At 70.9% G+C, this 19,363-nt stretch carries 17 protein-coding genes and 1 pseudogene; 9 read left to right on the forward strand and 9 right to left on the reverse strand.

Features of this window, described 5'->3' with window-relative positions:
- Positions 1-19: 19 nt before the first annotated feature.
- The gene (locus FN821_RS10205; RefSeq protein WP_131172544.1) at positions 20-1,531 is read right to left on the reverse strand and encodes a carboxyl transferase domain-containing protein; all 1,512 of its coding nucleotides are present in this window, start codon (positions 1,529-1,531) and stop codon (positions 20-22) included.
- 118 nt (positions 1,532-1,649) lie between these two features.
- A pseudogene (locus FN821_RS10210) lies at positions 1,650-2,324 on the reverse strand (uracil-DNA glycosylase); the annotation flags it as partial.
- 350 nt (positions 2,325-2,674) lie between these two features.
- On the opposite strand from FN821_RS10210, the gene FN821_RS10215 reads away from it, so the two are divergent.
- The gene (locus tag FN821_RS10215; protein WP_131172542.1) at positions 2,675-3,661 is read left to right on the forward strand and encodes a zinc ribbon domain-containing protein; all 987 of its coding nucleotides are present in this window, start codon (positions 2,675-2,677) and stop codon (positions 3,659-3,661) included.
- A 206-nt stretch (positions 3,662-3,867) separates the two neighbouring features.
- Here FN821_RS10215 and greA read toward each other — a convergent pair whose 3' ends face one another.
- Both greA and FN821_RS10225 read right to left on the reverse strand, forming a co-directional pair.
- The gene (greA, locus tag FN821_RS10220; RefSeq protein WP_131172541.1) at positions 3,868-4,377 is read right to left on the reverse strand and encodes a transcription elongation factor GreA; all 510 of its coding nucleotides are present in this window, start codon (positions 4,375-4,377) and stop codon (positions 3,868-3,870) included.
- A gap of 9 nt (positions 4,378-4,386) precedes the next feature.
- Positions 4,387-4,803 (reverse strand): DUF4307 domain-containing protein, encoded by a 417-nt coding sequence (locus FN821_RS10225; protein ID WP_165489333.1) that lies wholly within the window; start codon positions 4,801-4,803, stop codon positions 4,387-4,389.
- Between the two features lie 68 nt (positions 4,804-4,871).
- Between FN821_RS10225 and mca the strand changes: the two genes are divergently transcribed.
- From mca to FN821_RS10250, 5 genes are all read left to right on the forward strand, one after another.
- Complete coding sequence (mca, locus tag FN821_RS10230) at positions 4,872-5,813, forward strand: mycothiol conjugate amidase Mca (protein ID WP_421958052.1); 942 nt, start codon at positions 4,872-4,874, stop codon at positions 5,811-5,813.
- Positions 5,795-5,977 (forward strand): hypothetical protein, encoded by a 183-nt coding sequence (locus FN821_RS10235; RefSeq protein WP_131172539.1) that lies wholly within the window; start codon positions 5,795-5,797, stop codon positions 5,975-5,977. The genes mca and FN821_RS10235 overlap by 19 nt, the downstream gene beginning before the upstream one ends.
- A gap of 51 nt (positions 5,978-6,028) precedes the next feature.
- Positions 6,029-8,131 carry a thioredoxin domain-containing protein gene (locus FN821_RS10240; RefSeq protein ID WP_131172538.1) on the forward strand — a complete coding sequence of 701 codons (2,103 nt, stop codon included), beginning with the start codon at positions 6,029-6,031 and terminating at the stop codon, positions 8,129-8,131.
- 74 nt (positions 8,132-8,205) lie between these two features.
- Positions 8,206-9,144: an NAD(P)-dependent oxidoreductase gene (locus FN821_RS10245; RefSeq protein WP_131172537.1), complete on the forward strand. Its 939-nt coding sequence runs from the start codon at positions 8,206-8,208 to the stop codon at positions 9,142-9,144.
- A 106-nt stretch (positions 9,145-9,250) separates the two neighbouring features.
- On the forward strand, positions 9,251-10,057 hold the full coding sequence (locus FN821_RS10250; protein ID WP_131172536.1) for an isoprenyl transferase: 807 nt from the start codon (positions 9,251-9,253) through the stop codon (positions 10,055-10,057).
- Between the two features lie 16 nt (positions 10,058-10,073).
- On the opposite strand, the gene FN821_RS10255 is transcribed toward FN821_RS10250, so the two are convergent.
- Complete coding sequence (locus FN821_RS10255) at positions 10,074-10,610, reverse strand: hypothetical protein (protein WP_131172535.1); 537 nt, start codon at positions 10,608-10,610, stop codon at positions 10,074-10,076.
- Positions 10,611-11,053: 443 nt separating this feature from the next.
- Complete coding sequence (locus FN821_RS10260; protein WP_131172534.1) at positions 11,054-13,432, reverse strand: glycoside hydrolase family 31 protein; 2,379 nt, start codon at positions 13,430-13,432, stop codon at positions 11,054-11,056.
- A 349-nt stretch (positions 13,433-13,781) separates the two neighbouring features.
- Here FN821_RS10260 and phoH2 point away from each other — a divergent pair, with 349 nt between their 5' ends.
- On the forward strand, positions 13,782-15,101 hold the full coding sequence (gene phoH2, locus FN821_RS10265) for an RNA 5'-3' helicase PhoH2 (RefSeq protein ID WP_241660215.1): 1,320 nt from the start codon (positions 13,782-13,784) through the stop codon (positions 15,099-15,101).
- On the opposite strand, the gene FN821_RS10270 is transcribed toward phoH2, so the two are convergent.
- A complete protein-coding gene (locus FN821_RS10270; protein ID WP_131172532.1) occupies positions 15,098-15,736 on the reverse strand; it encodes a polyamine aminopropyltransferase in 639 nt (212 codons plus the stop codon). The two genes, phoH2 and FN821_RS10270, sit on opposite strands and share 4 nt — an antisense overlap.
- A gap of 23 nt (positions 15,737-15,759) precedes the next feature.
- On the opposite strand from FN821_RS10270, the gene FN821_RS10275 reads away from it, so the two are divergent.
- Together FN821_RS10275 and FN821_RS10280 are read left to right on the forward strand one after the other, a co-directional pair.
- A complete protein-coding gene (locus tag FN821_RS10275) occupies positions 15,760-16,314 on the forward strand; it encodes a DUF4245 domain-containing protein (protein WP_165489332.1) in 555 nt (184 codons plus the stop codon).
- Between the two features lie 28 nt (positions 16,315-16,342).
- Positions 16,343-17,668 carry an FAD-dependent oxidoreductase gene (locus tag FN821_RS10280; RefSeq protein ID WP_131172530.1) on the forward strand — a complete coding sequence of 442 codons (1,326 nt, stop codon included), beginning with the start codon at positions 16,343-16,345 and terminating at the stop codon, positions 17,666-17,668.
- Between the two features lie 187 nt (positions 17,669-17,855).
- Here the strand turns inward: FN821_RS10280 and FN821_RS10285 are convergent, their stop codons facing one another.
- Positions 17,856-18,068 carry an exodeoxyribonuclease VII small subunit gene (locus FN821_RS10285; protein WP_131172529.1) on the reverse strand — a complete coding sequence of 71 codons (213 nt, stop codon included), beginning with the start codon at positions 18,066-18,068 and terminating at the stop codon, positions 17,856-17,858.
- The gene (gene xseA / locus FN821_RS10290; RefSeq protein ID WP_131172528.1) at positions 18,065-19,312 is read right to left on the reverse strand and encodes an exodeoxyribonuclease VII large subunit; all 1,248 of its coding nucleotides are present in this window, start codon (positions 19,310-19,312) and stop codon (positions 18,065-18,067) included. Before xseA ends, FN821_RS10285 begins: the two co-directional genes overlap by 4 nt.
- Positions 19,313-19,363: the final 51 nt, after the last annotated feature.

A 19,363-nucleotide genomic window follows, 5' to 3' on the forward strand; every position in this document is an offset into this window, starting at 1 on the left:
TTATCGCCGAGTCGGGCCGTCAGCCAGGCAGGCCGAGTCCGCGGAGGCGCGCTGCGCGGCGCCGCAGCCGCTCTTTGCGGGGGACGAGCATGAGCGCCACCAACTCGGACGTGAGCGCGGCGGCGATGCCGGAGCAGAAGGCGTCGGCGTCCGCCGCGGCGTCCGGCGGCTCGGGCACGACGCGGTCGACGATGCCGTTGGTGAGCAGGTCGGCGGCGCGGACGCCCTGGGTGGCCGCCATCTCGGACGCGTGCGCGGTGTCCCGGTGCACGATCGCGGACGCGCCCTCGGGGGGCAGCGGCGCGAGCCAAGCATGCTCGGACGCGATCACGCGGTCGCACGGCGCCAGCGCCAAGGCGATCCCGCCGGTGCCCTGGCCGAGCAGGACGCTGATCGTCGGGGTCTGCAGCGTCAACAGGTCGGCGAGGGTGCGCGCGATCTCGCCGGCGAGGCCGCGCTCCTCGGCCGATCGGCTCAGGGCCGCGCCGGGGGTGTCGATCACGGTCACGAGAGGAAGGCGCAGCTCGCGGGCCAGTCGGATGCCCCGACGTGCCTCGCGTAGGGCGGCCGGGTCGAGGGGATGGTCCAGAGTCTGGCCCTGGCGGCACTGGCCCAGAACGACGCAGGGCGCGCCACCGAACCGGGCCAGGGCCAGCACCGAGCCCGGATGCGAGTCGCCGTCGCCCGTCCCGTTCAGCATCGTCACGTCGGACGCCGTGCGCGCGAGCAGGTCCCGCACGCCGGGCCGATCCGCACGCCGGGTGATCTGGACCGACGTCCAGGCCGGGACGTCCGCCAGGGGTGGCTGGGGGAGCGGCGGCGTCGGCGTCCGATCGGCCGAGGTCAGGCCGCGCTCACGCCGGGCCATCGCCACGTTCAGGATCGTGTGCAGGACGCCCGCCAACTCGGCATGCGGCACGACGGCGTCCACGATGCCGCGGCGCTGCAGGTTCTCGGCCAACTGGACGCCGTCCGGGAAGGCCTGCCCGTAGAGAGCCTCGTAGACGCGTGGTCCGAGGAAGCCGACCATCGCCCCCGGCTCGGCCAGCTGGACGTGACCCAACGAGCCCCAGGACGCGAACACCCCGCCCATCGTCGGATGCCGCAGGTAGACGAGGTAGGGGAGGTTCGCCTCCTTGTGCTGCATGACGGCCTGGGTGATCTTCGCCATCTGCAGGAAGGCGATCGAGCCCTCCTGCATGCGAGTGCCGCCCCCGACCGGGAAGGCGATGATGGGGAGCTGCTCGCGGGTGGCGCGCTCGAGGCCCTGGACCAGTCGCTCGGCGGCGGCCACCCCGATCGAGCCGGCGAGGAATGCCGGGTCGCCCGCGACCACGGCGACCCGGCGTCCGTTGATCGTGCCCTTGCCGACGACGACCGACTCGCGTCGTCCGGTCTTGGCGCGGGCCGCGGCCAACTCGGTGGCGTAGGCGTCCTCGATGCCGACGACCGGGTCTTGGGTCGTCCAGGGAGTCAGCGAGCCGGCGTCCAGGACCACGCTCAGCAAGGCGTCCAGCGAAATCGGGGCCATGTCACTCCTTCGTGGGCCTGGCTCGACGCTACGTCGCTCGCGCCGACGGCGTCAGACCAGGATCACCGCTCGGACCCACGTTTGAGACAGATGTGCCGCTCGGCGGGCGTCCGGGCTCGTTGAGGTCCCAATCGATGGGCTCTGCGCCCGCGCGGACGAGTGCGGCATCGGCGCGCGAGAACGGACGCGACCCGAAGAAGCCGCGGTCGGCGGCCATCGGGGACGGGTGCGCCGAAGCGATGATCTCGACGCCCTGCAAGGCCGGGGCGAGGCTCTGGGCGTCGCGTCCCCACAGGATCGCCACCAGAGGCCCGCCGCGTTCGACGAGGGCCTCGATGGCGCGCGCGGTCACGGGCTCCCAGCCTTTGCCCTTGTGGGAGTTGGATTGACCCGCCCGAACCGTCAGCACCCGGTTGAGCAGCAGCACGCCTTGGTTGAACCAGGGCGTGAGGTCGCCGGACGCCGCAGGTGTAATGCCAAGGTCGGCGGCAAGCTCCTTGTAGATGTTGGTCAAGGACGCCGGGAGCGGCCGGATGTGGGGGGCGACCGAGAACGACAGCCCGACGGGATGCCCGGGGTTGGGGTACGGGTCCTGGCCCACGATCAGGACACGGACGTCGGCGAGCGGCCGCGAGAACGCCCGCAGCACGTTGTCGCCCTCGGGCAGGTAGCGGTGCCCGGCGGCGAGCTCGGCGCGCAGGAAGTCGCCCATCCGACGAATGTCGCCCTCGACGGGGGCCAGCGCCTCGGCCCAGTCGGGGGCCATGAGGTCGGTGAGTGGTCGGGGAGTCACCCGTGAACCGTAGCGCGGGCGGGCAGGGTGGCTGAGCGGGGTCGATGGAGGAACTGCGGCGGGCCAACAGGGGCGGTCGGTGCGACGGAGATGCGTCGAGATCGCGCGCGTTGGTCGGTGACTGGACGAGGATCGGCCGATTCCTGGCGGGAAAAGTCTCGCTCAGCGATACCTATTCCGCCAGCAATGCCACCGTCGTCTACCGGCACGGCGAATAGGGGCCGCCGCGGTCACAGAGAAGGTCGTGGAGTTGGTCGAGGCCCTTCGACAAGCTCAGGGGCTGTGAACGGGTTCACGAAGGTCGCTGTTGGACTGTCCACGCCGTTGGCCATCGTGCCTAGGCTGTCGGCATGACGACTGACCCCCAGAACGGCTCATCCGACGCTTGGCGCGCGTTCGCGCGCGAGGAGACCCGCCCCGGCGGGCACGCCGAGGATCCGACGCGTCCCGATCCGGCACCCCAGCCCGAGCCCGCGCCCGAGCCGCCCCCGGCCGAGCCCAAGGCCGCTGGATCGCAGGGCCGCGGCGCCGAGCGCGTCAGCGTGCGGGCCGTCGGACGCCGTGTCCGTATCGTCGGGGATGCGTCCGTGGCGAGCGCTTCGGTGTCCGGACCGCACACGCTGCGCCGGTCCGGCAGCGTGCTCGAGATCACCTCCGAGGGCCAGGGCACGCCGCTGGAGAACTTCAGCCTGCTGAAGCTGCCCCGCTCTCTGGACGACCTGAAGAACCTCGGCCTCGGCACGGAACTGGTCGTGCACGTCCATCCGCGGCTCATCGTGGACGCCGAAGTGACGGCGTCCGGGCTGACCAGCGAGGGCGTCCCGATGCTCGGACGCATCCGGGTCAGCGCGGGCGGGGCGACCCTGAAGGGCGTCCGGCAGGCGTCCGACGTGCTGGTCCAGGTCGGTCCGGCACTCGTGGAGGGGCCCTTGGCCGAGGGCCGCTCGCGGGTGAAGTGCGAATCCGGCGTCCTGACCGTGAACCTGACCGAGGGCGCGAACGTGACCGTTCGGGGCGCCGCCAGCATGGGACGCATCAACTGGCCGGGCGAGGGCGTCGGTGCCGTGGACGAGTGGGTGGTCGGCAACGGGTCCGGACGCCTCGACGTCGAGATCGTGATGGGCGTGGCCTTCATCAAGGACGCCTCGGTCGACGGTCACGAGACGGCCCCGCGGCACGCCGCTGCGGCCTCCTCGTGCACCGGCTGCGGCGCCTCGGGTCAGACCGGCAAGTTCTGCGCCGAGTGTGGGACGCCGTTGGCCGCGGCCTGTGCTGGCTGCGGCAAGGCCCTGCCAGCGGGAGCGAAGTTCTGCCCCGAGTGCGGCACGCCGCGCTAGCGAGCACTGACTGATCGCCAGGCTGAGCCTGTCGAAGTCGCATCGGCAGAGGCTTGCACAAGCTCAGCCAACGAATGCCCCAGGGGCGACAGAGACCCCACCTGACAAGGGGCTTCGACAAGCTCAGCCAACGGAGACCCCATCGGCCAAACGGTTGAGCCACGGTGGGCCAACGCACGCCCCCATCGTTGACTGGCGGGTCGACCTCAGCCGAGATGGGGCTTGATCTCCAGCACCGTCACGAAGAACTCGGCGCCCGTCGGCCCGACGTAGGACGCCGACTCGCCGACGGCCTTGCCCAGCACCGCGGCGCCCAGGGGCGACTGGGGCGAGTAGACGTCGATGCGGTCGTCGTCGGACAAGGCGAGCAGCTCGCGTGAGCCGAGGATGAAGGTGTCGGTGTCGTCCGGATCGTCGTCGTAGCAGACCGTGACCTCCACGCCCGGCGTGACGGCGTCCACCTGGGTCGGCGACTCGCCGACCTGGGCGTTACGCAGCATGACCTCGAGCTGCCGGATCCGTGCCTCGGCGTGGCCCTGCTCCTCGCGGGCGGCGTGGTAGCCGCCGTTCTCCGAGAGGTCGCCCTCGCTGCGGGCCTGGCCGATCTTTGCCGAGATCAGTCGACGGCCCTCGCCCTTGAGGTACTCCAGTTCGGCAGACAGCTTGTCGAAGGCGTCCTGCGTCAGCCAGATGGCGTCGGTGTTCGTCTCGGTCATCGCGTCAGGCTATCCGACGACCTTGCACCAGTCGATTTGCACGGTGACGGGCTTCTTGAACGTCTTGACGCTGATCCAGTCGGTCTGAAGCTCCTCGCCGTTGGGCTCCCAGGTGAAGGGCAGTTGGCCGACAGTGTCGTAGCTGATCGCCTGCGAGCTGGCCTGGCACTCCACCCGCGAGCGCACGTCCGTGCGCTGAACAGTGACCAGCGCGTCGATCTGGGTGTCCGAGACGACCTTGAAGCTGACGATGTGCGCCGCCGCAGGGGGGTTGGCGTGGTGCAGCCCCGACCACACCGTCCACACCACGAGCAACGACCCGGCGACGATCGCGACGGGCAGCCACAGCCAGCGCGGCGTCCGGGCGGGCGGATAGCGCCGCGCGATGCGCGCGGCGTCGGCGTCGGCGTCCGACAGGTTCGTCACCCGTCCATTGTGGCATCGGCTGCCCTGATGCCGGACGCCGTGCCGGACGCCGCCCCCGGTCGCGGACAATGGGCGGCATGCCTGATTGCCAACAGATGAGGGTGGACGCCGCGGGCCGGCAGCTGCGGCTGCTGCACGTGCACGCACACCCGGACGACGAGTCCAGCAAGGGGGCGGCCACGACGGCGCTCTACGTGAGCCAGGGCGTCCGGGTCATGGTGGCCACGTGCACCGGCGGCGAGCGCGGCGACATCCTCAATCCGAAGATGGACACCCCCGGCAATCAGGAGAACATCGCCTTCCTGCGGGCCCGCGAGATGGACCGCGCCCGAGAGATCCTCGGCGTCGAGCAGGTCTGGCTGGGGTTTGTCGACTCGGGTCTGCCCGAGGGCGACCCGCTGCCGCCCTTGCCGGACGGCTGTTTCGCCGTCCAGGACGTCAACGAGGCAGCCGGACGCCTCGTCAAGGTGCTGCGCGAGTTTCGCCCGCACGTGGTGACGACGTACGACGAGAACGGCGGCTACCCGCACCCCGACCACATCATGACCCACAAGATCACCATGGCCGCAGTCCGGGATGCGGCCGACCCGACGAAGTGGCCCGAGCACGGCGAGCCCTGGCAGGTGGTCAAGGTCTATTACCACATGACGTTCCACCGTCGGCGCTTCGAGAAGCTGGACGAGGTGCTGCACGAGAACGGCCACGAGCGGGTGTACGCCGAGCGGCTCAGCCGCATGGACGACCACCTCACGCAGCGGCTCACCACCTTCGTGCCGTGCGCCGAGTACTTCCATGTGCGTGACGACGCCTTGCGCGCCCACGCCACCCAGATCGACCCCGACGGCTTCTGGTTCGCGGTGCCGCTAGCGATCCAGAAGCTGGGCTGGCCGACCGAGGACTACCAGCTCGTGAAGTCGATGGTTCCGGTCACCCTTCCGGAGGACGACCTCTTCGCTGGGCTCGACACCCACTTCGTGGATAGGCTCGACACGTGGTTCTACTCGATCTGAAGGACCTGGTCGCGCCGGGTTGGCTGCCGTTGCTGCTCACGGGCGTGTTGTTGCTCGTGTGCTACCTGCTCTACCTCAGCATGCGTCGCCACATGCGCAAGATCGACGTCCCCGTCGACCCCAGGGCTGTCCAGTCCAGCCCGTTCGCCGGCCCGGGGGAGTAACCCGGGGACGGCGTCCGGCCGTCGTCTGCTCGCCTGGGTAGGCTGGCCGGCATGTCGAACCGTCTGGCGTCCGCCTCCAGCCCGTACCTGCAGCAGCATGCCGACAACCCTGTCGACTGGTGGCCGTGGTGCGACGAGGCGTTCGCCGAGGCGTCCCGACGGGATGTGCCCGTCTTCATCTCGGTCGGCTACTCGGCCTGCCACTGGTGCCACGTCATGGCGGACGAGTCGTTCTCGGACGCCGGCACTGCGGCCCTGATCAACGAGCACTTCGTCGCGATCAAGGTCGACCGCGAGGAGCGTCCGGACGTGGACGCGGTCTACATGCGCGCCACTGCTGCCCTCACGGGCCAGGGCGGCTGGCCGATGTCGGTGTTCGCCACGCCGGACGGCAAGCCCTTCTTCGCCGGCACCTACTTCCCGCCCGAGCCGCGCCATGGGATGCCGTCCTTCCCGCAGGTGCTGACCGCCCTCGCGGACGCCTGGGACTCGCGCCGCGACGAGGTGCTCGCGTCGGCGTCCGGCATCGTCGCCCAACTCGCCGAGATCAACGAGGTGCCGTCCGCGGACGCTGCCCCCGGCGTCTGGCAGGCGCTGGAGGCCGTGACCCAGGGCTTCGATCCCGTGAACGCCGGCTGGGGCATGCAGCCGAAGTTCCCGGCGCCGCGGCTCATCGACGCCCTGCTGATCAAGGGCGAGACGGGCACGCTCGACATGGCGCAGCGAGCCCTGGAACACATGGCCCGCGGCGGCATCCACGATCAGATCGGGGGCGGCTTCCACCGCTACTCCGTGGACGCGTCCTGGGTGGTGCCGCACTTCGAGAAGATGCTGTACGACAACGCGCTGCTGCTCGGCGCCTACGCCCGCGGCTGGCGGCGGACGCCGACGCACTCGCCGGTCCTGCGCTGGCTGTTCGAGCGCGCCGTCCGGGGCATCGTCACGTGGCTGACGACCGACATGCTGCTCGAGTCGGGCGCGTTCGCCGCCAGCATGGACGCCGACAGCCTGGACCTGTCCGGCGCGCACCACGAGGGCATCTTCTACTGCTGGTCGCCCGAGCTGCTCACCGAGGCGCTGGGTGAAGAGGACGCCGCCTGGGCGGCCAAGGTCTTCCACGTCACCGAGCGGGGCACGTTCGAGCACGGGCTGTCGACCCTGCAACTGGTCGGCGTGCCGGACGCCGAGCGCCTGACCCGGATCGCCGAGCGGCTCCTGGCCGTCCGCGATCGCCGCTTCTTCCCCGCGCGCGACGACAAGGTGGTCGCGTCCTGGAACGGCTGGCTCATCGCCTCGCTGGTGTGGGCGGCCGAGGTCTTCGGCGAGGAGTCCTGGCTCGAGCTGGCCAGGGCCGCGGGCGAGGCGCTGTGGTCGATCCACTGGACGGACGGCGTCCTGCGTCGGGTCTCTCGGGGAGGCGAGGCGGCACCGGTCGCGGGCTTCGCGGAGGACTACGGCGCCGTCGCGTCCGGCTTCGTGCACCTCGCCGGCGCGACGGGCGACCCGGCCTGGCTGGGCCGCGCGGTGACGCTGCTGGACGCCGCGCTGCCCCTGTTCGCGGCCCCCGATGGCGGCTTCTTCGATGCGGCGGCGGCGTCCGACCTCTACGAGCGGCCCCGCGAGATCGCCGACAACCCGACGCCGTCGGGCACATCGGCGCTGATCGAAGCGCTGCGGCTCGTCGGGCTGCTCGCCGACCGGCAGGATTTCATCGAGCGGGCGGATGCCGCGGCGTCCACCACGTGGGGATCGGTCGAGCGCAACCCGCGCTTCGCGGCGTCCGCGCTGGGTGATCTGCTCGTCGCCGACGAGGGACGCCGCGGGCTGCGGCCCGCCGTCGTGGCCGTCGTGGACGACTCGGAGGCGGCGATCACCCCGGCCACCCAGGCGGCGTGGCGGATGGCACCGATCGGGGCCGCCATCGTCCGCGGACGCACCGGCCAGCAGGGCTTCGCGCACTGGTTCGAGGGCCGCGGCGTCCGGCAGCCGGGCGAGTACCCGCTCACCAAGCCGCTCGGGGCGGCGTCCGAGGAGTACGACGAGCACGACGACGTCGCGACCGGCGGCACGGTGTACGTGTGCCGCGGCGAGACCTGCCTGCCGCCGGCGTCGAGCGTGAAGGAGATCCGCGCGGCGCTCTGGCAGCGCAGCTGATCCAGGCGGAGTCTGGCCCTTTCGGAACCGGCCGTGGGTGACCTCGCGGCTCGTCATGCGGCTACGTTGAAGGCATGAAGCTGCTGATCCCGTCCGACGCGCCCTTCACGCTCGATCCGGTGCCCGACGGCGTCGAGGTTGCGCTCTACGACCCCGCCGCGCCGGTCCCCGACGACCTGCTGGACGCCGACGCAGCGGTCGTCTGGGGCTTTGCGGCGCAGAACCTGCACCAGTTCGCCACCGAGATGCCGAACCTGCGCTGGGTCCAGGCGATGACGGCCGGCCCAGACGCGCTGCTCGCCGCCGGGCTGCCCGAGCGGGTGCAGATCACGGTCGGCCGCGGCTTCCACGACCAGACCGTCACCGAGCATGCCGTGGCGCTCACGTTGGCGCTGACGACCAACCTGCCCCACTACCTCGCCAAGCAGTCCCAGCATCTCTGGGACGGACCCGGGTTCCGACCGCTGCACACCGCCGAGCGCCTCGGTTCGATCATCGACACCGAGGTGTTGATCTGGGGGTTCGGCTCCATCGGCACCAACCTGGCGCGGGTGTTGACCGACCTGGGCGCCCGGGTCCGGGGGGTGGCGTCCACCGCCGGCGTCCGGGGTGGCTACGACTGCTTCACGGCCGACGAGCTGCCTCGGCTCCTGCCCGAGACGGACGTCCTCGTGATGGTCCTGCCGAACACGCCCAGCACCAAGCACGCGCTGAACGCCCAGCGGCTGGCGCTGCTCAAGCCGACATCGCTGGTGGTCAACGTCGGACGCGGCACCTGCATCGACGAGGCTGCCCTGGTCGACGCTCTCAGCGCTGGACGCCTCGGCGGCGCCGCCCTCGACGTGTTCGAGACCGAGCCACTTCCGGCGGACTCGCCCCTGTGGGACGCTCCGAACACGATCCTGACGCCGCACGCGGCGGGCGGGCGTCCGCTGGGTGTCGAGACCGCGGTGCGCGTGAACATCGGGCACCTGCTCGCGGGCGAGCCGTTGGAGTTACTGGCCAAGGTGTGACGCCGCCGCCCGCGGCGTCCGACCCCGGACCATCCCCGCGCTGACAGCGGGATCTTCCTCGCCGTAGCGCACAGACGGACGCCTTGAGCGTCGCTAGGCTCCCGCTATGGCGTGGAGAGACAACGTCCGGGACTGGGCGGATCGGCTGCGGCCGTCCGGCCTGTTGTACTCCACGTACGAGACGCGCCTGCTCGGCGACATCGACCCCCAGCGGCTCCCCAAGCACGTCGCCGTCATGGCCGACGGCAACCGCCGCTGGGCGCGGCTCAACGCGCCGGGCAGCGAGCTCACGGTCGGCTACCAGGCCGGCGCCGACAAGCTCAAGCAGTTCGTCGTCTGGTGCGACGAGGTGGGCATCAAGGTGGTCACCCTGTGGGTGCTGTCCACCGACAACCTGTCGCGCGCGACCGCTGAGGTGGCCCCGCTGCTGGACGTCATCGACCGGCTGGCCGGCGACCTCGCCGCGTCCGGACGGTGGCGCGTCCAGATCGTCGGCGACCTTGACCTGCTGCCGGACGCCGTCGCCGCCAGCCTGCGTCGCGCGGAGTCGTCCTCGGCCGAGGCCACCGGGCTGCACGTCAACATCGCGGTCGCCTACGGCGGCCGCACCGAGCTTCGGGACGCCGTCCGTTCGCTGTTGCAGGGCGAGGCCCGCAAGGGCCGGACGCTCGCCGAGGTCGCCGACACCCTCGAGATGGGCGACATCGCGGGCCACCTTTACACCGCCGGTCAGCCCGACCCGGACCTCGTGATCAGAACCTCCGGCGAGCAGCGCGTGTCTGGCTTCCTGATGTGGCAATCGGCGCACAGCGAGTTCTACTTCTGCGAGGCGCTGTGGCCCGACTTTCGCCGGGTGGACTTTCTGCGCGCCCTGCGCGCCTACTCCGACCGCGAGCGCCGCTACGGTCGCTGAGGTCGGACGCCGCCGCTCACGTCGCGCTCGTCCAGTAGTCGAAGATCTGGGCGCGGTTCAGCGACGCCAGCAGCGCGGCGTCCGTTGAGGGGTCGATGTAGCTGACGTTGCCCGTCACGGGCGGGTAGTCGGTGTGCGGCGCGTAGCGGGTGGCCAGCAGCACCAGCGTCGGCTCGGGCTGCCAGGCGGCCTGGACGCCAGGATCGTCCTCGGTCTCAAGCAGCATGCTTTGCCCCTTATCAGCACGGAGGACGTCGATCAGGGCGGCGCTGTCGGGGTCGGCAGGGTCGAGGATGCCCTGGGCGATCGCGGCGTTGATCCGCACCTCTTGGCTGGCAGCCGCGACCCGCTCGGAGAGCCGGACCCGTGCGCGCAGGCGTCCTTGCTCGTCCAGGCTGGTGAAGCCCGGGACCAGCTCTTCGATGATTTCTTCGGGCGTGTCCGCGTGGACGGTGCTGCCGTCGTGCAGGGTCAGGACGTGCGTCCACTCCGACCCGTCCGGACGGGTCGGGTTGAAGCCGCAGCAGCCCGCGTGGTGATTACGAAAACGCACGTGACTAGTATCTCCGATGCTCTCGGCGAAGGTGCGGGGGCGGGGAACCGGTACTTAAGTACCAATCCCATCCGCCCTTAGTGCCGATGGGGGAGTTCGGACTAGGAAACCCCTGGAGGGGTTGTTAGGTTGTGAGTGCGGTGAATCCACAGGCTCGCTGGTCCCGAGCCGACGTTGGTGCGTGAGGCTTCCTCCATAGCCCGCGCCGTGCGCAAGATCCGCCAGCCGTCCCCTGCGGCTGGCGGATCAACGCTTTAACCACCGGTTTCGTTCAGGTCAGAGCAATGGGCTGCGCCCACGGCATGACAACGGGTTTCGCCCGCGCCACAAGCCACCGGCGTCGCCCACGCCATCTCCCCCCTGCGGTACCCGAGGCAGGGACCCCCCTGATCGCCCTGAACGTGAGCAGCCCGGGACCGGCTCGCGGCCCCGGGCTGCCGTTATCAGGCGCGGACAGGCTCCGGAGAGGCCAACAGGATCTCGGCGACCACGCCCCGCACCGGGGCGTCCAAGTCGAAGCCTTCCAGCACCATCATGCGACGCTCGAAGGACGGCTCGGCCGCCAGGGCGTCCCAGAGCCGTTCCTTGGCGACGACGTCGATGTCGGCCGTGAGGAGGAAGGCCTTGATGCGGTCGAGTTCCCGGTTGCCCGAATCCTGCCTCCCTCCCAGGCGCACGGCGGCGCCCGTCGCCGTGGCGACCGGGCCCAGCTCGACGAGCACGCTGCCGGACGCCTCGTCGAACGTCGACGCGAAGCCCTCGACTGATCGGACGCCGGCGCCGACGAACCGCACGGCGTACGAGCGGGTGGTCGGGACGACATCCAGCGCACCCTCGGCCGGGTGGATGGTGAAGGTGCGGTCGGCGTCCGACCACGACAGCCGCGTCCGGACGGACCGTGGCTGGAGCGCATCGTCGTCCTCGTACAGCTCGAAGGCGCCGTCGGCGCCGGCGAAGACGCTGACCTCGAAGGACGCGGGGTTCTCGACGCCGAGGGCGTCCGGGCCGCTCAAGGGGACGATGGCCCCCGCCTTGGCGAGCACCGGCAGGGTCTCGATCGGACGGTGCAGCCGGACGCGGCGTCCGCCCTCGTAGGCCAGGCCGCTGAAGAAGTCGATCCAACGGCCCTCGGGCAGCCAGGTCTCCACGGACGCGTACCGCGTGCGCGGGTCGGCCGCCGTGGTGATCGCGGCGACCAGGAACTCGGTGCCGAACAGGAAGGCGTTCCGCGACTCGTAGAAGGTCTCGCGGCGGGCGTCCACGTAATAGAGCGGCCGCACCAGCGGCTCGCCGGCCGTGTGTGCGCGCTCGTTCATGGTGTACAGGTACGGCAGCAGGCGATGGCGCAGCCGGAGGAACTCGGCCATGACCGAGCCGTTGACCTTGTCGAAGCGCCACGGCTCCTTGGTGGCGAAGGTGCTGGACGTCGAGTGCAACCGGTTGATCGGCGAGAACACGCCCAGCTGGAACCAGCGCGCCGTCAGCTCGGAGTCGCGGACGCCCCACATGTGGCCGCCGATGTCGTGGCTCCACCAGCCGTAGCCGATGTTCGCGGCCGTCGACGTGAAGTACGGCTGGAAGTCGAGCGACTCCCAGCTGGTAACCGTGTCGCCGGAGAACCCGATGGGGTAGCGGTGCGAGCCCGGACCCGCGTAGCGCGACAGCACCAGCGGACGCTTCCCGCCGCGCGCGTTGTCGAGGTAGTGGAAGTGGTTGAGCGCCCACAGCGGGTCGAGTCCGGGCTCGCGGGAGGCGAGCCCCTGCTGCCAGTCGATCCACCAGAAGTCGACGCCGGCGTCCTCCAAGGGGTGGTGCACCTCCTCGAGGTACGGGGCGATGAAGTCGGGGTCGCCGATGTCGAAGATCACGGGCTCCTCGGACGCCACGTCCACGCCGCGGCGGGCCGCGATGGCGGGGTAGGCGTCCTCGTGGCCGCGGACGCCGTCGGCCGGATGAACGTTCAACGTGACCGCCAGGCCGCGCCGGTGCAGGTCGTCCAGGAACGCGTTGGGGTTGGGGAAGAGGTCGGGGTTCCAGGTGTAGCCCGTCCAGCCCGAGCCATACTTGGGATCGATGTCGACCGGGTGCCAGTCCATGTCGATGACGGCCACCGAGAACGGCAGGTTCTCGGCCTCGAACTGGTCGAGCAGGGCCGCGTAGCTCTCCGCCGAGTACGCGTGATAGCGGCTCCACCAGTTGCCCAGCGCGTAGCGGGGCAGCAGGGGCGTCGGGCCGGTGAGCCGGTAGAAGTCGCGCAGGGCGCCCGCGTAGTCGGTGCCGTACGCGAAGAGGTAGAGGTCAATGTCGTTGGTCCGGCGAGCCACCCAGCCGTCGTCGGTGAGCGCCAGGGAGTGGCTGTCATCCAGCGGCGCAACGCCGACCGTGGCGGCGATCCCGGGTTCCAGGGCGCATGGCCCGTCCACCTCGTCCAAGGTGCGGGCGGTGCCGCCCAGGTTCAGCGGCACCTTCGAGTGGGGGTGCGGCGGCTCGTTGTACCGCCAGATCTGGTGATAGCTCTTGCCGCCGATCGGGGTGACCCTCAGCCCTCCGGTGCTGAACACGCCGCCGTCGTACTCGAGCGTCAGCCCGGCGGTCCGCAGCAGCAGGCCGTCCCCCTTCGCCGTCACGGTGAAGTCCGGCGTGGGGAAGTCGCGGTTCACCACCACCTGGGTCGCGCGGTCCTCGAAGGCGCCGGTCTCGGAGTACTCCAGCCTGATCAGTCGGTCGGTCAGCACCGTGATCCGGTAGCGATCGCCTGTGATGACGGACGCCGCGGGCGCCAGTGGGCTGGTGGTCAGGGTCAGACGAGGATCGATGGCCATGAAGGTGATCCTAGGCCGGACCTCGGCCGCCCGGCAGGGCCGCCGCGGCGGCGTCCGGCTGCCTGGCAGGCCTCGGTCCGGGCAACGTAACCAATCAGCGGCAGGCTCGGCGGCGTCCGGGTAACGGATGGGCGAACGACGCGAAACGCCCGGCGTGGCGCGTGAAGTCGACGCCGCGTCGCTGCTTACCGTGAGGACAGGGACGCCGAAGCGTCGGCGTCCAGGAGTGTTCGACAGTGAGGCCGATTCGCCTCGGCCCTGGCAACGAAGGACCGACGTGCTCGACACCGACCAGACCTCCCACCACACCGCATCGCCGACCGCGCGGGTCGACGTCGACCAATTCGGCTTGTCAAGGGCGGATTCGTCCGCGGCGACCGATCAGAAGGTGTACGTGATCGACACGTCCGTCCTGCTGTCGGATCCGCACGCGTTGCGGCACTTCGCCGAACACGAGGTCGTCCTGCCCTTGGTCGTCATCAACGAGTTGGAGGCGAAGCGGCACCACGCGGAGCTCGGACACGCCGCGCGCGTCGTGCTGCGCTACCTGGACGATCTGCGCGTGCGGTTCGGACGCCTCGACCAGCCCGTCCCGGTCAACGAGCTAGAGGGCTCGGTGCGGGTCGAGCTGAACCACACCGACCCGGAGGTGCTGCCGCCCGGCTTCCGGCTCGGCGACAACGACTCCCGCATCCTGGCGGTGGCGCTGAACTACCGCGCCGAGGGTCGCCAGGTCGTGCTGGTCAGCAAGGACCTGCCGCTCCGCGTCAAGGCGGCGTCCGTCGGGCTGCCGGCCGAGGAGTACAAGCACGAGCAGGCGCCCGACACCGGCTGGTCCGGGATGGCCGAGATCGACCTGGCACCGCACGAGATCGACGGGCTCTACGCCGACCACTCGCTGGCGTCCGAGCTGACCGACGACCTGCCCTGCCACACCGGCGTCATCGTCCGCGGCGGCGGGTCGAGCGCGCTCACGCGGCTCCATCCCGACGGCGTCCTGCGGCTCATCAAGTCCGATCGGGACGTCTTCGGACTGCACGGCCGTTCGGCCGAGCAGCGGGTGGCCTTGGACCTGCTGCTGGACCCGTCGGTCGGCATCGTGTCGTTGGGCGGCCGGGCGGGGACGGGCAAGTCGGCCCTGGCGCTGGCGTCCGGTCTGGAATGCGTCATGGAACGCGGCGCCCACGACCGGGTCATCGTGTTCCGCCCGTTGTACGCCGTCGGCGGCCAAGAGTTGGGCTTCCTGCCCGGCGATGCCGAGCAAAAGATGTCGCCGTGGGGCCAGGCCGTCTACGACACGCTGGGCTCGATCGTGCACAAGCACGTCCTGGACGAGATCGACGGCCGGGGCCTGCTCGAGGTGCTGCCCTTGACGCATATCCGGGGCCGCTCGCTGCACAACGCGTACGTGATCGTCGACGAGGCGCAGTCGCTGGAGCGCAACGTCCTGCTCACCGTCTTGTCGCGCATCGGCCAGAACTCCAAGGTCGTGCTGACCCACGACGTCGCTCAGCGTGACAACCTGAGGGTCGGACGCCACGACGGCGTCGCCGCGGTCGTCGAGCGGCTCAAGGGCAACCCCCTGTTCGCCCACGTCACGCTGACGCGTCCGGAGCGGTCGCCGATCGCGGCGCTGGTCACGGACCTGCTCGAGGAATCGGGCTTCTAGACGGACGCGCGGTACAGCGCGTAGTCGAAGCGGCGCCCCTCGCGCTCGATCGGAACGATGATCTCGGACGCCTCGGCGACCAGGCGGGACAGGGTCGCCAGCAGCTCCGGCGAGGGCTCCTCGCACCAGATCAGCAGGACGCCTCCCGGCGCGAGTCGCGCCAGGAACGTCGCCAGCAACTCGGCCGAGTAGACGCGCTCGTTGTGGTCGTGGATGAGGAAGCTGGGGCCGTTGTCGACGTCGAGCAGGATGCCGTCCCAGGGGCCGGGCTGCGAGCGGATCCAGTCGGCGATGTCGCCGGCGTGGAGCCTCACTCGCTGATCGGACGCCACCCGGCCCAGCTGCTCGGTCACGCCGGCCCGCGCCCAGGCGATCAGCGGCTCAGCCAGTTCGACAACGTCCAGGTGGAGCGTGCCCCGGTCGAGCAGGCGGGCAGCCGTGTAGCCCAGCCCCAGGCCGCCGACGAGGACGCGGCCGAGCGGTGCGGCGTCCGCCAAGGCGATCTCGGACGTGACCTCCCGGGAGTCCATGGCGAAGACGCCGTTGACGATCAACTCGATCGCGTCCCCGCGGCGACGCAGCGCGACCTCGCCTTGCGGCGTACCGGCACGGGCGATGGTTTCGAGAGTCTCCACGGCTCCATGGAATCATGGCGGCCATGGCCAGAACCCGACCCAACCCGCCGGTCATCCACATGATCGTCGCCATCGTCGTCGTCCTGGCCCCCGCCCTGCTGGCGGTGGCCTGGTTCCAGCGCGTCCCGGACGCCCCGGTCGCGAAGGTCGACCCGGCCCCCGTCATCGCCGCGGCCCAGGCGGCGCAGTTCCCGATCGCGGTCCCCAGCAAGCTGCCCGAGGGCTGGGTCTGCACCCGCGCCCGCTGGACGCCCCTGGGCAAGCCGGGCGTGTCCGGCGCGTACGCGGCCGGCAACACCGCCGGGCTGGGCTACCTCTCGCCCGATCGCGTCTACGTCGCCGTCGATCAGTCGGACGCCGCCCCCGAGGTCCTGATCAGCGACGTCACGCGCCGGGGGCGTCCGGACGGAACGTCGTCGCTGGGCGAGCGAACCTGGACGCGCTACGTCTCCGACGACGGCAGGACGCGCGCGCTCGCGCTGATCTCGGACGGCCGCGTGACCATCGTCAGCGCCGACACCGGCTATCCGGCGATCGAGGCCTTCGCCACGACCCTGACGTGGTCGGGGCAGGCGTAACCGTCGCCGACCGGTACCTTTGACGACCATGAGTGAGGAGTCGAGGCCCAGCTACCGCATCGCGATCGTCGGTGGGGGTGCGGCGGGCCTGGCAACGGCGGCCGAACTGCTGGAGCGCGCCCCGGGGCGCGTCAGGATGGACATCTTCGACCGGCGTCCGGTGCCGTTCGGGCTGATCCGGTACGGCGTCGCCCCTGATCACGCCGCCGGTCGCCAGCTCATCGAGAAGCGCGCGGCGGTCTTCGACGACCCCGGCGTCCGGTTCCTGGGGGCGGTGGACTTCAACCGGGACCTGCAGCGCGACGACCTGCTGTCGTCGTTCGACGCCGTGGTCTACGCGACCGGGGCCGCAGCGGATCGGCTGCTCGACATCCCGGGGGAGAGCCTGGCCGGCGTCCGCTCGGGGCGATCCTTTGCCGAATGGTGCACGGGCGCCCCGGGGGTGCCTGGCTTCGACCTGACCGGGGTCACCAGCGTCGCGATCGTGGGCCTGGGTGACGTCGCGATCGACCTCGCCCGCTTGCTGCTCAAGAAGCCGGCCGAGTTCGCAGACACCGACATGCCGCGCGACGTCCTGGAGCACCTGACGAGCCATCGGGTGCGGGAGGTGTCGATCCTGGTGCGGCGCGGTCCCGGAGACTGCCAGCTCAAGTCTCGCGATCTGGCCGAGTTGCTGAACCTGCCGGACGTGGCCGTCCGGTTCGACAAGGCCGCGCTGAACGTGGACGAGGCGCACCTCTCGCAGAAGGCCCAGGACGCGCTGCCCATCTGGCGCGCCGCCGCCGAGCGCGAGGTCCACGGGGCGCGGGCGCGGCTGCGGATTCGCTTCTGGACCCGCGCACTGGAGCTACGCGGGCGCGAGGCCCTCGATGGCCTGCGGATCGAGAAGACCCATCTCGACAAGGCCGGACGCCTCGTCTCGGCCGGGTCCGAGGACATGATTCCGGCGCAGTTGCTGCTGCGGGCGACCGGAGCACGCGGGCTGCCGCTGGACCGCGTCCCCTTCGACGCCCGCACCGGCACCATCCCGACCGTCGACCATCGCGTGGTCGATTCCACGGGAACCGTCCAGCCGGGCGAGTACGCCGCCGGTTGGATCGCGAACGGCTGGGTCGGCGGATTCGGCACCCAGAACCGCGACGGCGCCGCGGTCGCCGAGCGGATCCTCGCCGACCTCGACCGCCACGCGGGCTCGATCGACGGGGTGCTGCAGGCGAGGGGCGTCCGGCCCATCGGGATCGACGGCTGGCGTCGGGTCGAGCAGGCCGAGCAGGCGCTCGGTGCTGCCGAGGGCCGCGAGCGGATCAAGCTGTCCGATCCGGCCGAGCTCCTGGCCATCGCTCGCGGGGAGTGACCAGGGACCGACACCAGGGGGAGCGCACACCGTCGCTCGTCTCCAGCGCATCCATCCCGTTCAGCCACCTCGTTCTGCAAAGTCATCCGGCTGTGCGGCCAGCTTCACTCAGCCTTCGGGGTTCCAGGTCACCTGGGTGAGGTGCATCCCAGCCAGGCGGCTGGGGTGACCGGGTCGGACCTCGACGTCAGCCCGCCTGCACCGACTTCGCGCGCTCGATGGTCGCGCGCGCACCGTCCAGCCAGCGCTGGCAGATCGCGGCGAGGACCTCGCCCCGCTCCCACAGGCGCATCGCCTCGGACAGCGGGACGCTTCCCGATTCGAGCTCCCGGACCACCCCGACGAGCTGGTCGCGGGCCTCTTCGTAGGACAGCTCGGTTGCTTGCTTGGGTGTGCTCATGGCTCCTCGTTCTCATCTGAGGGTTGGTCGGCGGGCTCGACATCGATGACGGCCGCGGCGATCTCGCCGTCGAGCAGGCGGGCCACGATCGTCTCGTCGGGCATCACGTCGGTGACCGACGTGATCGTCACGCCGTCGGCGGTGGACAGGATCGCGTAACCGCGCTGCAGCGTCGCCTGGGGGGACAACGCCCGCACGCGCGCGATCGTGTGGGTCAGCGTGTCGGCTTCGCCGTCCAGACGGACGCCGATGGCGCGGCCGAGGCGTCCGGCCAGGTCGTGGAGCCGCTGGGCGGCGATGTCGATGGTCGCGGACGGATCGCGCAGCACCGGACGCGAGCGGAGGGCGTCCAGCTGGCGCTGCTCGGAGGCGAGGCGTCCGAGGATCGCCTGCTCGCTCCGGAGGCGGGCCTGGGCCACGCGCTCGGCCTCGGCCGCGGCGTCCGGGACGACGCGCTTGGCGGCGTCCGTCGGGGTGGAGGCCCGGACGTCCGCGACCAGGTCGAGGATCGGGGTGTCGGTCTCGTGGCCGATCGCCGAGACGACGGGCGTCCGGGCGGCGAAGACGGCGCGGGCGAGGCCGGCGTCCGAGAAGGGCAGCAGGTCTTCCAACGAGCCGCCGCCGCGAGCGATGACGATGACGTCGACCTCGGGGTGCTTGTCGAGGACGGCGACGGCGTCGGCAACGTCGAGCGCGCAGTTGGCGCCCTGCATGAGGGCGTAGCGGATCTCGAACACGGCGGCCGGCCAGCGGCGGCGCACGTTCTCGATCACGTCGCGCTCGGCCGCGGACGCCTCGGCGGTGACGAGCCCGATGCGCCGCGGCAGGAAGGGCAGCGGCTTCTTCAGCTCGGATGCGAACAGTCCCTCGGCCTGCAGCGCGCGCTTCGTCTGTTCGAGGTGGGCGAGCAGCCGCCCCTCTCCGGACGGCCGGATGTCGCGGCACTCGAACGTCAGCGACCCCGACCGGGACCACAGCGTCGGACGCACCCAGGCGGTCACGACCTGGCCCTCGACCAACGGACCGGCGGCGTCCAGGACGGCGGTGGTGGTCGAGATCTTGACGCTGACCTCGGCCAGTTTGTCGCGCAGCGTCAGGAACTGGGTGACTTGTCCGGCGCGGCGGGTCAGCTGGATCACCTGGCCTTCGACCCAGATGGCGCCGGTGCGTTCCACGTAGTCCTTGAGCGCATTGACGACCACCCGCAGGGGCTGCGGCTGCTCGGGCGAGGACTCCAGGGGCACGGACGCCAGCCTAGGGCGTCCGTCTGGCAGTTCGTCCGCCGACCTAGACTG

It is taken from the genome of Propioniciclava tarda (assembly GCF_900182665.1).
In the GTDB taxonomy this organism is placed as follows: Bacteria; Actinomycetota; Actinomycetes; order Propionibacteriales; family Propionibacteriaceae; genus Propioniciclava; species Propioniciclava tarda.

Bases quoted from the DNA above. Each gene is read 5' to 3' on its own strand.
- FN821_RS10205 (WP_131172544.1), bottom strand. From the start codon at position 1,531: ATGGCCCCGATTTCGCTGGACGCCTTGCTGAGCGTGGTCCTGGACGCC.
- FN821_RS10215 (WP_131172542.1), top strand. From the start codon at position 2,675: ATGACGACTGACCCCCAGAACGGCTCATCCGACGCTTGGCGCGCGTTC.
- greA (WP_131172541.1), bottom strand. From the start codon at position 4,377: ATGACCGAGACGAACACCGACGCCATCTGGCTGACGCAGGACGCCTTC.
- mca (WP_421958052.1), top strand. From the start codon at position 4,872: ATGGGCGGCATGCCTGATTGCCAACAGATGAGGGTGGACGCCGCGGGC.
- FN821_RS10240 (WP_131172538.1), top strand. From the start codon at position 6,029: ATGTCGAACCGTCTGGCGTCCGCCTCCAGCCCGTACCTGCAGCAGCAT.
- FN821_RS10245 (WP_131172537.1), top strand. From the start codon at position 8,206: ATGAAGCTGCTGATCCCGTCCGACGCGCCCTTCACGCTCGATCCGGTG.
- FN821_RS10250 (WP_131172536.1), top strand. From the start codon at position 9,251: ATGGCGTGGAGAGACAACGTCCGGGACTGGGCGGATCGGCTGCGGCCG.
- FN821_RS10260 (WP_131172534.1), bottom strand. From the start codon at position 13,432: ATGGCCATCGATCCTCGTCTGACCCTGACCACCAGCCCACTGGCGCCC.
- FN821_RS10275 (WP_165489332.1), top strand. From the start codon at position 15,760: ATGGCCAGAACCCGACCCAACCCGCCGGTCATCCACATGATCGTCGCC.
- FN821_RS10280 (WP_131172530.1), top strand. From the start codon at position 16,343: ATGAGTGAGGAGTCGAGGCCCAGCTACCGCATCGCGATCGTCGGTGGG.
- FN821_RS10285 (WP_131172529.1), bottom strand. From the start codon at position 18,068: ATGAGCACACCCAAGCAAGCAACCGAGCTGTCCTACGAAGAGGCCCGC.